The sequence below is a fragment of the Nitrosomonas sp. JL21 genome (assembly GCF_009833095.1).
In the GTDB taxonomy this organism is placed as follows: Bacteria; Pseudomonadota; Gammaproteobacteria; order Burkholderiales; family Nitrosomonadaceae; genus Nitrosomonas.
The window spans coordinates 1-13,728 of the sequence record NZ_QRCB01000017.1 but is presented as its reverse complement, the minus strand read 5'-3'; the positions used below and the strand labels follow the sequence as shown (position 1 = coordinate 13,728).

Annotated in this window: 11 protein-coding genes; 7 read left to right on the top strand and 4 right to left on the bottom strand. The window is 48.2% G+C overall.

Annotated elements, in window-relative coordinates:
• Window position 1: 1 nt before the first annotated feature.
• From pheA to gyrA, 4 genes are read right to left on the bottom strand one after another with little or no spacing between them, the layout of a single operon-like run.
• Window positions 2-1,072 carry a prephenate dehydratase gene (gene pheA / locus ABF87_RS06005; RefSeq protein ID WP_160828233.1) on the bottom strand — a complete coding sequence of 357 codons (1,071 nt, stop codon included), beginning with the start codon at window positions 1,070-1,072 and terminating at the stop codon, window positions 2-4.
• Between the two features lie 45 nt (window positions 1,073-1,117).
• Window positions 1,118-2,311: a 3-phosphoglycerate dehydrogenase family protein gene (locus ABF87_RS06000; protein ID WP_160828232.1), complete on the bottom strand. Its 1,194-nt coding sequence runs from the start codon at window positions 2,309-2,311 to the stop codon at window positions 1,118-1,120.
• Entirely contained in the window at window positions 2,304-3,395 is a 1,092-nt protein-coding gene (gene serC / locus ABF87_RS05995) for a 3-phosphoserine/phosphohydroxythreonine transaminase (RefSeq protein ID WP_160828231.1), read from the bottom strand. Before serC ends, ABF87_RS06000 begins: the two co-directional genes overlap by 8 nt.
• A 29-nt stretch (window positions 3,396-3,424) precedes the next feature.
• Window positions 3,425-5,989: a DNA gyrase subunit A gene (gene gyrA, locus ABF87_RS05990; protein ID WP_160828230.1), complete on the bottom strand. Its 2,565-nt coding sequence runs from the start codon at window positions 5,987-5,989 to the stop codon at window positions 3,425-3,427.
• Window positions 5,990-6,442: 453 nt separating this feature from the next.
• Between gyrA and ABF87_RS05985 the strand changes: the two genes are divergently transcribed.
• From ABF87_RS05985 to fusA, 7 genes are all read left to right on the top strand, one after another.
• Complete coding sequence (locus ABF87_RS05985; protein WP_345789884.1) at window positions 6,443-7,615, top strand: aspartate aminotransferase family protein; 1,173 nt, start codon at window positions 6,443-6,445, stop codon at window positions 7,613-7,615.
• A 48-nt stretch (window positions 7,616-7,663) separates the two neighbouring features.
• Entirely contained in the window at window positions 7,664-8,587 is a 924-nt protein-coding gene (gene argF, locus ABF87_RS05980) for an ornithine carbamoyltransferase (protein ID WP_160828229.1), read from the top strand.
• A 67-nt stretch (window positions 8,588-8,654) separates the two neighbouring features.
• Window positions 8,655-9,884, top strand: coding sequence for an argininosuccinate synthase (locus ABF87_RS05975; RefSeq protein WP_160828228.1), 1,230 nt, complete (start codon window positions 8,655-8,657; stop codon window positions 9,882-9,884).
• 33 nt (window positions 9,885-9,917) lie between these two features.
• Window positions 9,918-10,403: a YajQ family cyclic di-GMP-binding protein gene (locus ABF87_RS05970; RefSeq protein ID WP_160828227.1), complete on the top strand. Its 486-nt coding sequence runs from the start codon at window positions 9,918-9,920 to the stop codon at window positions 10,401-10,403.
• A gap of 232 nt (window positions 10,404-10,635) precedes the next feature.
• Complete coding sequence (gene rpsL / locus ABF87_RS05965; RefSeq protein ID WP_160828226.1) at window positions 10,636-11,013, top strand: 30S ribosomal protein S12; 378 nt, start codon at window positions 10,636-10,638, stop codon at window positions 11,011-11,013.
• A gap of 45 nt (window positions 11,014-11,058) precedes the next feature.
• Window positions 11,059-11,529 carry a 30S ribosomal protein S7 gene (gene rpsG, locus ABF87_RS05960; protein ID WP_160828225.1) on the top strand — a complete coding sequence of 157 codons (471 nt, stop codon included), beginning with the start codon at window positions 11,059-11,061 and terminating at the stop codon, window positions 11,527-11,529.
• A 58-nt stretch (window positions 11,530-11,587) separates the two neighbouring features.
• On the top strand, window positions 11,588-13,678 hold the full coding sequence (gene fusA / locus ABF87_RS05955; protein WP_160828224.1) for an elongation factor G: 2,091 nt from the start codon (window positions 11,588-11,590) through the stop codon (window positions 13,676-13,678).
• The last annotated feature ends 50 nt before the right edge of the window (window positions 13,679-13,728 follow it).

Genomic DNA, 13,728 nt, shown 5'->3' with positions numbered 1-13,728 from the left:
ATCAAGCTGTTGGATATGACCCCAATATTTTCAGGAATATCGCTCGGTCACGCAGACCGGATAGCGCAGCAGCGACCTGCTCATTCTGTTGATGTCCTTCAAGGTCGACAAAAAATACGTATTGCCATAGTCCGGTACGAGATGGGCGAGATTCCAACCGGCTCATACTGACGCCATGCTGCGCCAGCGGCTCGAGCAATTGGTAAATCGCACCGGAACGGTTATCAGTCGCCATGACCAGCGATGTTTTGTCCTTACCGGAAGGCAGCGTCTCTTGTTTGCCAATCACGACGAAACGCGTGGTATTGTTCGGATCGTCCTCGATATTTTCCGCGCAAATCGATAATTCATACAATTCGGCTGCCCGCCGACTTGCAATCGCGGCAGTTTGACTATCCGATGCTGCTTGCCGGGCAGCATCGGCATTGCTGGCTGCATTGATGAATGCAGTAGTAGGAACATGCGGCAGGTTGGCTTTTAACCAATGGTGACACTGCGCCAATGATTGCGGATGCGAAGAAACATTAGTGATCCGGGTGAGGTCGGTGTGCTGCGCCATCAGGAATTGATGCACGGGCAATTGAATCTCACCGCAAATCATGAGCGGTGTTTGCAGCAGCAGATCCATGGTTCTGCCCACAGCGCCCTCGGAGGAATTTTCAACCGGCACAACGCCATAACTGGCCGTGTCGGACTCAACATTGCGAAACACGTCGTCGATCGAATCGCAGGCGATTTCAGTGATGGCGCTACCGAAGCGTTTCAGTGCCGCTTCTTCCGAGAAAGTGCCATTGGGGCCCAGGTAGGCCACGCTCATGGGTTTTTCCAGGGCACGGCACAATGACATGATTTCAGTGAAAAAATGACCGATGTGCTGATTGCTGATCGGACCAGGATTGTGCGCCTGAATACGCGTCAATATCTGTGCTTCACGCTCGGGGCGGTAAACGATGCCGCTTTTCTTGATCTTACCGATTTCCTGGGCCAGTGTGGCTCGCTTGCTGATCAATTGAAGAAGCTCGTCATCGATGACATCGATTTGATCGCGTAATTGTTTGAGTTGTTCGAGCATGGAGGGTGAAATTCTGGTTAACGATAATTCATCACAAGCGCGACGTTATTTCGGCAAGGGCAAATAGCGCGCCATCAGTACGCCGGAAATTGCCGAAATTTCATTCAATACCGATTGCTGCACCGGACTGTCGACATCGACCAGCGTGAACGCCATTTCACCGCGGGATTTATTGATCATGTTATGAATATTCAATCCGGCGTTCGCCATGCTGGTGGAAATCTGTCCGAGAAGATTGGGCACATTGGCATTCGCCACGGCAACCCGATACGGCGATTCGCGTTCCATTTCGATATCCGGGAAATTGACGGTATTCACGATGTTGCCATTTTGCAGGTAATCGATGAGCTGATTGACGACCATGACGGCGCAGTTTTCTTCCGCTTCCGATGTCGAAGCGCCAAGATGCGGCAGCGTAATCACGGATCGTTGCTGTTGCAGCCGCTGGCTTGGAAAATCACTGACATAGGTTCTGATTTTGCCGGCAGCAATACCTGCCAGCACGGCTTCTTCGTCAACGATCGCGCCGCGGGAGAAATTCAGAAGAATAGCATGGTGCTTCATGATCTTGATGCAGCTTTCATTGATCAAATGATGAGTGGAATCCAAGAGCGGGACGTGCACGCTGACGAATTCGCTATGGCGCAGCAGATCCTCCATGCTGTGGGCTTTCTTGACTTCCGCCGATAAGCTCCAGGCCGACTCGACGGTGATTTTCGGGTCGAAACCGATCACTTTCATGCCGAGTTTGATGGCCGAGTTGGCGACCAGTCGGCCGATTTCTCCCAGACCGATGATTCCCAGCGTACGCCCCGGCAATTCGATGCCGGAGAAACGTTTCTTGCCTTCTTCCGCTTGCTGATTCAGCGCTGCGTCATTGCCTTCGAGCGTGCCGACAAAATGCAAAGCGGGAACGAGATTGCGAGCGGCCAAGAAAATGGCTGCAAGCACCAGTTCTTTCACGGCATTGGCATTGGCACCTGGGGTATTGAATACCGGAATGCCCCGGGCACTCATCGCGTGCACCGGAATATTATTAGTTCCAGCGCCGGCGCGCCCAATCGCTTTGACGCTGAGGGGTATGTCCCGGTCCAGTAGATTGTACGAACGCACCAATAGGGCGTCCGGATCAGCGATCTCATGCCCGACCTGAAAATCATCGACGTGAAAACGATTCAACCCCTGCAAGGAAATCTGATTCAGGGTCAGGATCTTGAATTTGGCCGGATGATCAAGCATAGCGGTTGGCGAACTCCTTCATGAATGCGACCAATTTTTCCACGCCTTCGATCGGCATGGCATTATAGATCGAGGCTCGCATGCCGCCGACCGAACGGTGTCCTTTCAATTGAAGCAAGCCGATTGCCTGGGCTTGTTTAAGGAATTCGTCTTCCAACGCAGGAATTTCCAACGTAAACGGAACATTCATGCGGGAGCGGTCGGGCCGAGCAACTGGGCAGCGATAAAAATCGGTACTGTCCAGCAAGTCATACAGCAGATTCGCTTTGGTCAGATTGGTTTGTTCCATGCTGGTCAATCCGCCTTGCCGTTTCAACCATGCGAGCACGAGGCCCATGATGTACATGGCATAGGTTGGCGGCGTGTTGTACATCGAATCATTTTTTGCGTGAATCTGGTAATCGTACAACGTGGGAGTGCCTGGCAGCGGTTTTCCCAGTAAATCCTGACGGATGATGACCAGCGTCAGACCCGCCGGGCCGAGATTTTTTTGCGCCCCGGCGTAAATCAATCCATAGCGGGTGATATCCAAAGGACGGGACAAAATGTCGGAAGACATGTCTACTACCAGTGGAATGCCGCTGCTGGGATCAACATCCGGTATCCAATGAAATTCAACGCCACCGATGGTTTCATTACTGGTGTAATGAACATAGGCGGCATCAGAGCTCAATTGCCACGCGTCCTGGGGTGGGATATAGGTGAAATTGGCCGCTGCGGAAGTTGCCGCGACATTCACGATGCAATACCGGCTGGCTTCTTCGATGGCTTTGGTCGACCAGTGACCGGTATTGATGTAATCGGCTTTTTGCTTACCGCGCAGCAGGTTCATCGGCACCATGGAGAATTGACTGGAAGCGCCGCCTTGCAAAAAAAGGATCTTGTAATGATCCGGAATACCGATCAATTCGCGTAGATCCTGTTCGATCGTTTCAGCGATTGCCATGAATTCCTTGCCGCGATGACTCATTTCCATCACCGACATGCCGCTGCCGTGCCAATCCAGCATCTCATCGCGTGCTTGCTGCAGTACCTCTTTCGGAAGTACCGCCGGGCCTGCGCTAAAATTGTAGATCTGATCCATGATGTATTTCCCGCAGAAGTATCAGCTCATTAATTGTCGCTGTCATCGTCATTGTCCTCGCTTTCCACGACTCGTTCCAATCCCGCCAGTTTCTCGCCGGCATCCAGATTGATCAATGTAACACCCTGTGTGGCCCGGCTCATTTCCCGCACTTCATTGACCCGGGTACGGATCATGATGCCGCCGGAGGTAATCAACATGATTTCATCTTCCGGTTTCACCAGCTTGGCAGTGACGACTTTGCCGTTGCGAGGACTGGTAATAATTGCAATCATGCCCTGTGTGCCGCGGTTATGGCGAGTATATTCACTGATTGGGGTGCGCTTGCCATAACCGTTTTCAGTAGCAGTCAGGACGGCAAGATCTTCATTTTCAGCAACCAGCATTGAAATCACCTTCTGTCCTGAACCGAGCTTCATACCCCGCACGCCGCGGGCCACCCGTCCCATCGGACGAACGTCATTTTCGCTGAAACGCATGGCCTTGCCATTATCCGAAAACAGCATGACATCATGCTTGCCTTCCGTCAGCTCGACGCCGATCAAATAATCGCCATCGTCCAGGCCGATCGCGATAATGCCATTATTGCGCGGACGGGAAAATTCCGATAAGGGTGTCTTTTTGACCGTGCCGAATGCCGTGGCCATAAAGACAAAACGGTTTTCATCAAATGTTCTGACGGGCAGGATGGCGTTGATTTTTTCACCTTCTTCCAATTGCACCCAATTGATGATGGGTTTGCCGCGTGACTGCCTGCCCCCCTGGGGCACTTCATAGACTTTGATCCAGTATACGCGGCCAAGACTCGAGAAGCAGAGAATATAGTCATGCGTGTTGGCAATGAACAGCTTGTCGATGAAATCGTCTTCCTTGGTGCTGGTGGCTAATTTGCCTCGGCCTCCGCGTTTCTGGGCGCGATAATCATCCAGTAATTGCGATTTGATATATCCGCTATGCGAAAGTGTGACCACGACATCAGCCGGTGCAATCAGATCTTCGACATTCAAATCCTGTGTGTCGACCACGATTTCGCTGCGGCGCTGATCGCCGAATTGCTGTTTGATGGTTTCGAGTTCTTCAGTAATGATGGCGGTAATGCGCCCGGGATTGGCGAGGATGTCCAAAAAATCGATGATGCTGTCAATGACGTTGCGGTATTCCTCGACGATCTTTTCCTGTTCCAGGCCGGTCAGACGTTGCAAGCGTAATTCCAGAATGGCTTGGGCCTGTGCGTCGGATAACCGGTAGCCCTGTGCCTGTAAGCCAAACGTGCCATCCAATCCTTCGGGGCGCAATGCATGAGCATCCGCCATCGCGCGCGCTAGCATTTCCCCGACCAGCTTGGAATGCCAGGTTCTCGCCATGAGCTTTTCTTTGGCATCTGCCGGAGTTGGTGCGGCTTTTATCAATGCGATGATTTCATCGACATTGGAAAGCGCGACTGCCAGCCCCTCCAGAATATGACCGCGCTCGCGAGCTTTCTTCAGTTCAAATACAGTGCGGCGCGTCACTACTTCGCGCCGGTGACGCAAGAAAGCATCCAATATCTGTTTCAAATTCAGTAATCGCGGCTGACCATCCAGCAGGGCGACCATATTCATACCGAACGTATCCTGCATTTGAGTTTCTTTGTACAGGTTGTTCAGGATGACTTCGGGCATTTCGCCACGTTTCAATTCGATGACGACACGCATGCCCGATTTGTCGGATTCGTCCCGTAAATCGGAAATGCCTTCAATTTTCTTGTCGCGTACCAGTTCACCGATGCGGATGAGCAGATTGGCTTTGTTGACCTGATAGGGCAGTTCGTCAATGACGATGCATTGGCGGCTGCCTTTTTCCATATCCTCGAAATGTGTCCGCGCCCGCATGACGACCCGGCCGCGCCCGGTGCGGTAGCCATCTCTTACACCCGCCACACCATAGATAATTCCAGCAGTCGGAAAATCCGGTGCAGGGATGAAGTCGATGAGTTCATCGATGGTGATGTCTGGATTGTTGAGCAAAGCAAGGCAAGCGTTCACTACCTCATTCAGATTGTGAGGCGGAATATTAGTGGCCATCCCTACCGCAATACCCGATGAACCATTGATCAACAGATTGGGAATCTTGGCTGGGAGGATGAGCGGCTCTTTTTCGGAATCGTCATAGTTGGCACCGAAGTCGACGGTTTCCTTGTCAAGATCGGCGAGTAATTCATGGGCGATGCGCGACATGCGAATTTCGGTGTAGCGCATCGCTGCTGCATTATCGCCATCCACTGAACCAAAATTTCCCTGCCCGTCGATGAGCATATAACGCAGCGAAAAATCCTGCGCCATGCGGACGATAGTGTCATACACCGCCGTATCGCCATGCGGATGATATTTACCAATGACATCACCGACGATACGGGCAGATTTCTTGTAAGGCCTGTTCCAATCATTGGAAAGCTCATGCATCGCAAACAGAACGCGCCGGTGCACGGGTTTCAACCCATCCCGGACATCTGGCAATGCGCGACCTACGATGACGCTCATCGCATAATCAAGATAGGATCGCCGCATTTCCTCTTCGAGGCTGATGGGCAAAGTTTCCTTGGCAAATTGATTCATAGGTTATGACGTAGGAGAAACAAAGTTATTGAATAGAGGTATTTTTTAAAAAGGGAGCTCTGAAAATAACTGTGTCCGGCCTTGCTGCGCGATTGAATCAAGGATCAGACTGAAAATACAATTTACCGCACGCCTGGATTGAGTAAGTTGAATCCTACTTCGCCTGGCCTGGCCGTTGCTCGCAAGGTTTCTCAGAGTTCTCTCGGAAATATATGAATTTAAGGCTGCCCATTCTAACATGTTGATGCAATTTCTCAGTTAACTTTGAAGTGTTGGGTGGGGTATTATCGCGGTAATCAGTAATTCTTTAAAGAAAAAAGCTTGATTAAGCCAATCAAATAAGTAAAGATAAGCCCCTATTCTGAATTTTCCTGATATTCTGATATTGTCTACTGAAAAGCCTCAACAGAATTTTCATTCAAATCACTTAAAAATAAATGCGAGCGTTGTGTTGTGTCTAATTTGATGAATACCTATTCACGGCTGCCCGTCACGTTCACGAAGGGCGAAGGCGTGTGGCTGTGGGATGATCAGGGGGAACGCTATCTGGATGCATTGTCGGGGGTTGCCGTGTGCGGACTCGGGCATTGTCATCCGCGCTTGACCAAAGCAATCTGTGAACAGGCCGGTAAGCTGATTCACACGTCCAACTTGTATCATATTGAAAGGCAAGAACGGCTGGCGGACCGGTTGATTGAATTGTCGGGCATGAACAAAGCCTTCTTTTGCAATTCTGGTGCAGAAGCCAATGAAGCGGCGATCAAACTTGCCCGCTTGCATGGACACAATAGAGGAATTGCACTGCCAACCATTATTGTCATGGAACGTTCCTTTCATGGCAGAACGATGGCAACCTTGACGGCCAGCGGCAATCGCAAGGTGCAAGCTGGCTTTGAACCGTTATTGACAGGTTTTGTGCGTGTTCCTTATAACAATATGGCGGCTATTGCTCAAGTCGCGGTCAATAATAAAGATATCGTTGCAGTTTTAGTGGAGCCTTTCCAAGGCGAAGGCGGCGTGAATATTCCCGAAGCGCATTATCTTCGTGAATTGCGTAAGCTGTGCGATCAATATGAATGGTTATTGATGCTCGACGAAGTGCAATCGGGAATCGGCCGGAGCGGTAAATGGTTTGCCTATCAGCATAGCGAGATTCTGCCGGATGTCATGACTCTGGCTAAGGGGCTGGGAGCCGGCGTGGCGATCGGTGCGTGTCTGGCCCGAGGCGTTGCCGCTGACGTATTCAAACCGGGAAATCACGCCTCTACCTTTGGCGGCAATCCACTGGCTTGTGCAGCAGCCCTTGAAACACTCGCAGTGATTCAGGATGAGGAATTATTGAGTCATGCCACGAAACTGGGAGACTTCATGCGGGATCGGCTCAACGATCAACTGCGCGATATTTCGGGTGTCGTGCAAATTCGAGGTCAGGGCTTGATCGTTGGTATCGAGCTTGCCGTTCCCTGTACTGATCTGGTCAAGACGGCATTGAACAAGAAATTGTTGATCAATGTGACATCCGATAAAGTAGTGCGCCTGTTGCCGGCATTCGTCATGCAGCAATCCGAGGCCGAGCAGGTGGTGGATACGATGTGTTCGTTAATAAAGGAGTTTTTGAATAGCTGAATAACCGGCATACAGGTATGCAGGGCGATTGGCTGCTCATTGGGGCGTATGCAATTCAAGCATTTTCTGCAGTTCTCTGATTTTAATCGTGAGGAATATGAATACATCTTTGAGCGTGCTCGCTGGATAAAGCACGAATTCAAGCAATACCGGCAGTATTGGCCATTGACTGATCGCACGTTGGCAATGATATTCGACAAAAACTCGACGCGCACCCGCCTGTCATTTGAGGCAGGCATGCTTCAACTCGGCGGCGCGGCTATTTATTTATCGACGCGTGATACTCAATTGGGACGCGGTGAGCCGGTTGAAGATGCAGCAAAAGTCATTTCCCGCATGGTTGATCTCATCATGATACGGACGTATGAACATGACATTATCAAACGTTTTGCCGAAAATTCACGAGTGCCCGTCATCAATGGGTTGACCGATAAATATCATCCTTGCCAAATCATGAGCGATATTTTTACGTATACCGAATATCGGGGCGGCATCTCTGGAAAAATCGTGGCTTGGATCGGTGATGCCAATAATATGTGCAATACGTGGCTGCAGGCTGCGAAAATTTTCGATTTCAAAGTTCATGTGTCAACTCCACCCGGTTATGATATCTGCCCAGAACAGATTGGATTGATCGATGCCACCCATTATGAGATTTTTTCCAGTCCTCGCAAAGCTGTGATGGGTGCGGATCTGGTGACAACGGATGTATGGACGAGCATGGGGTTTGAAGAAGAAACTGAGCAAAGAAAAAATGATTTTGCTGAATTCTGTGTCAATGCCGAGATGATGGCATTAGCTAAAAAGGATGCGCTTTTTATGCACTGTCTACCGGCTCATCGTGGTGAAGAGGTAAGCGCAGAAGTGTTGGAAGGACCGCAATCTGTCGTGTGGGATGAAGCAGAAAATCGATTGCATACTCAAAAGGCATTGATGGAATATTTGTTGCTGGGTAAATTGGCTGGCAATTAGCCCGGTTGTTGATGAGAATGGCGGTAATACTGCTGACAGGATAATTAAGCGAGCATATTAATAAATAATGAAAAAAATCAATAAAGTAGTGTTAGCTTTTTCAGGTGGATTGGACACGTCGGTCATTTTGAAATGGCTGCAAGATACGTATCAATGTGAGGTGGTGACATTTACTGCTGATATCGGCCAGGGTGAAGAGGTTGAGCCGGCTCGCGCGAAGGCCAAGCAATTGGGCGTCAAGGAAATCTATATTGATGATCTGCGCGAGGAGTTCGTGCGAGACTTCGTATTTCCCATGTTTCGGGCCAATACCATTTATGAAGGGGAATATCTGCTTGGTACGAGCATCGCGCGACCATTAATTGCGAAAAGGCAGATCGAGATTGCGCAAGAAACTCATGCCGATGCGGTTTCACATGGTGCGACCGGTAAAGGAAACGACCAAGTGCGCTTCGAGCTGGGTTATTATGCTCTGCAACCGAATATTCATGTGATCGCGCCGTGGCGTGAGTGGGACTTGACCTCTCGAGAGAAATTGCTGCAATACGCTGAACGGCATGGGATCCCAGTCGAGATGAAAAAGAAAGCAGGTTCGCCTTACAGCATGGATGCCAATCTTCTGCATATTTCCTATGAAGGCCGTATCCTCGAAGATCCCGCGATGGAACCAGAGGAATCGATGTGGCGCTGGAGCGTGTCACCGGAAAATGCACCCGATGAACCCGAGTATGCGGAGATCGAATTCAAACGCGGCGATGCTGTATCTTTGAACGGTAATTCGTTATCGCCTGCAGACATGCTGGCAAAGCTGAATCAATTGGGTGGTAAGCACGGTATTGGTCGACTGGATCTGGTCGAGAATCGGTATGTCGGAATGAAATCGAGAGGATGCTATGAGACACCTGGAGGCACCATCTTATTGCGAGCTCATCGAGCTATTGAGTCGATCACATTGGATCGAGAAGTGGCGCATTTGAAGGATGAATTGATGCCGCGTTACGCTGCGCTAATTTATAATGGTTACTGGTGGAGTCCTGAGCGAAAAATGCTGCAAGCCATGATTGATGCTTCACAAGAAAAGGTCAATGGCTGGGTGCGGCTAAAATTATACAAGGGTAACGTCATCGTCGTAGGGAGAGACTCAGCTACCAATTCTCTGTTTGATCCTCATATTGCTACCTTTGAGGAAGATGCGGGTGCATATAATCAAGCAGATGCAGCAGGATTTATAAAACTCAATGCGCTCAGATTGCGTATCGCGGCGAATGCCAGCAAGAATAAGCCTGCAACTAAATGATCATGCTTTGTGCGACGGGAATTGAAATTAATCATGCCATCATTTGACATTGTTTCAGAAGTTGACAAGCAGGAAGTTAGAAATGCGGTTGATCAAGTCAACAAAGAAATAAGCACTCGCTTCGATTTTAAAGGCTCTGATGTGCGCGTGGAGCAAACCGATCTTCAATTGACAGTGTTTGCTGATGATGACTTCAAATTAGAGCAAATCTTGGACATTATGCGAACCAAACTGACTAAACGCTCGATTGATGTGCGTTGTTTGGACAAAGGTCAGATTGAAAAAATCAGTGGAAATAAAATCAAACAAGTAGTGACTGTCAAAACTGGACTGGATGCTGATTTGGCCAAGAAAATCGTCAGAATTCTTAAAGATAGCAAACTGAGGGCACAGGCTAGCATTCAAGGAGAAACTGTCCGGGTGACCGGCACCAAGAAAGATGTGCTGCAAGAAGCGATTCAATATGTAAAAAAATCCATAAATGATTTTCCGTTGCAGTTTCAGAATTTTCGGGATTAAAAAAATTGAGGAAAGGAATGCGGAGGTTGTGCATCACTTATCAGGATCGATGTTTGTCTTGACATGCATGGATAAACCACCTAGAATCCGCTCTCTTTTTTGTCGCATCATTGCGTATTAAGCTACGTTGATCCGGGGCGGCAGCGATAATTGAGCATCGATTTCAATACAAATAAATGTAAGTGTTTAAGTGTGGACGGCAAGCGTCGTTCCCGTTTTTTAGGACATAGAAATGCCGACAATAAGTCAGTTAGTTCGAAAGCCGCGTGTTGCTAAGCGTATTAAAAGCAATGTGCCTGCATTGGAGAATTGCCCACAAAAAAGAGGAGTGTGTACCAGGGTATACACTACGACCCCTAAAAAGCCAAACTCGGCATTGCGTAAAGTCGCCAGGGTTCGATTGACCAATGGGTTCGAAGTTTCCAGTTATATTGGCGGTGAAGGACATAATCTTCAGGAGCACTCGGTGATTCTTATTCGTGGTGGCCGGGTTAAGGATTTGCCTGGCGTGCGCTATCACACGATTCGAGGTAGTTTAGATACTGCCGGTGTTAAGGATCGCAAACAAGCGAGATCTAAATATGGATCTAAGAAGCCCAAGAATGCATAAGAACTAGAATATCGGATAACAAGAAGTAAACTATGAGGTTGCACAATGCCTAGACGTAGAGAAGTTCCAAAGCGAGAAATATTGCCAGATCCAAAATATCACAATGTAGAGTTGGCAAAATTTGTTAATGTGCTGATGACTCGGGGTAAAAAATCAGTCGCAGAACGAATCATTTATGGTGCTCTGGAACATATACAGAAGAAAACTGGCGGTGACCCTTTGGAAGTGTTTACGCAAGCATTAACGAACGTCAGGCCCATTGTAGAGGTAAAAAGTCGTCGTGTGGGTGGGGCTAATTATCAGGTGCCGGTTGAAGTAAGATCAGTTCGGCGTAATGCATTGGCGATGAGATGGTTGCGTGATGCTGCTAGAAAAAGAAGCGAAAAATCGATGGATGCTCGATTGGCGGGTGAGTTAAGTGAAGCAGCCGAGGGTCGCGGCGGGGCAGTTAAAAAAAGAGAAGAAGTGCACAGAATGGCAGAATCTAATAAGGCATTTTCGCATTTCAGATTCTGATAAATTCTGGTTTCATCGATTAGTAATTTTAATTGAAATCTACGTAAGGCAATAAACCGTGGCAAGAAAAACACCCATAGAACGTTATCGAAATATCGGCATCATGGCGCATATTGATGCCGGTAAAACAACGACGACAGAGCGCGTACTTTTTTATACAGGCGTATCTCACAAGCTTGGAGAGGTGCATGATGGTGCGGCCACGATGGATTGGATGGAGCAGGAACAAGAAAGAGGTATTACCATTACCTCGGCTGCTACGACATGTTTCTGGAAAGGTATGGCCGGAAATTATCCGGAGCATCGAATTAATATTATCGATACGCCGGGGCACGTGGATTTTACGATTGAAGTGGAGCGTTCGTTACGTGTGTTAGATGGAGCCTGTACGGTATTTTGTGCGGTAGGTGGAGTGCAGCCTCAGACCGAAACGGTTTGGAGGCAAGCAAATAAATATCGAGTTCCGCGACTAGCTTTCGTTAATAAGATGGATCGATCCGGGGCTAATTTTATGCGCGTTTACGAACAAATTAAAGCCCGACTCAAAGCTGCACCCATTCCTATCCAATTGCCAATTGGTGCTGAAGATAAATTCGAAGGCGTTATCGATTTGATCAAAATGAAGGCAATATATTGGGATGATGAAAGTCGCGGTATGAAATTTGAAGAACGCGATGTTCCTTCAAATCTTGTGAACGATGCTCGAGAATGGCGCGAAAAAATGCTGGAATCAGCAGCGGAAGCTAACGAAGAACTGATGAATAAATATCTTGAAGATGGCGATTTGGAAATTGCTGATATCAAGAATGGTCTACGTACACGAACTATCAATAACGAAATAGTCCCTATGATGTGCGGCACTGCCTTTAAAAACAAAGGTGTGCAAGCGATGCTGGATGCAGTGATTGATTTTATGCCATCGCCCACAGATATATTGGCTATTGAGGGCGAAAAAGAGAATGGTGAGCCTGATAAACGTAAAGCAGACGATAACGAACCATTTTCTGCTTTGGCATTCAAGATTGCAACCGATCCCTATGTCGGTCAATTGATCTTTTTCAGAGTTTATTCTGGCGTCGTTACTTCGGGTGATACTATTTACAATCCGGTTAAAGGAAAAAAAGAGAGAATCGGAAGGTTGTTGCAAATGCATGCCAATCAGCGCGATGAGATCAAGGAAGTTCGGGCAGGAGATATTGCTGCTGCTGTTGGTTTGAAGGATGTCGTGACGGGCGATACCTTGTGTGATCCTCAAAAAATCATTACGCTGGAAAGAATGGATTTTCCTGAGCCGGTAATCCATGTTGCAGTCGAGCCAAAAACAAAGTTAGATCAGGAAAAAATGGGCATAGCTTTGAATAGACTTGCTCAGGAAGATCCTTCATTTAGAGTCCGAACTGATGAGGAGTCTGGTCAAACCATCATTTCTGGAATGGGTGAGTTGCATTTAGAAATTATTGTCGATCGGATGAAGCGTGAGTTTGGTGTGGAAGCTAATGTGGGAGCCCCTCAAGTTGCCTATCGAGAAGCCATAAGAAAACCGGTTGAAATAGAAGGTAAGTTTGTAAAACAATCCGGCGGACGCGGTCAGTATGGTCATGTTTGGCTCAAAATGGAGCCTAATGAGGCTGGGAAGGGTTTTGAGTTCGTTGACGAAATTAAGGGTGGTGCAGTACCGCGAGAATATATTCCTGCGGTTGAGAAAGGTTTGCTGGAAACTCTGCCGAGTGGGGTGCTTGCTGGTTATCCAGTTGTCGATGTGAAAGTCACGCTATTTGATGGTTCATATCATGACGTGGATTCTAATGAGAATGCATTCAAAATGGCTGCTTCTATTGCATTCAAAGACGGAATGCGTAAAGCAAATCCGGTACTTTTGGAGCCAATGATGGCTGTAGAAGTGGAAACTCCCGAAGATTTCATGGGAAATGTAGTAGGTGATCTGTCATCAAGGCGAGGAATGATACAAGGAATGGAAGATATTCCTGGTTTAAAAGTCATTCGTGCGGAAGTGCCGCTCGCAGAAATGTTTGGCTATTCCACTGCACTGAGATCAGCAACACAGGGTAGAGCGACTTACTCCATGGAATTCAAACATTACTCTGAAGCACCAAAAAATGTAGCAGAAGCGATAATCAATAAGAAGTAATTGAAAAATTGTGCGTAAAAGGAACGGATCATGGCAAAGAGTAAATTTGA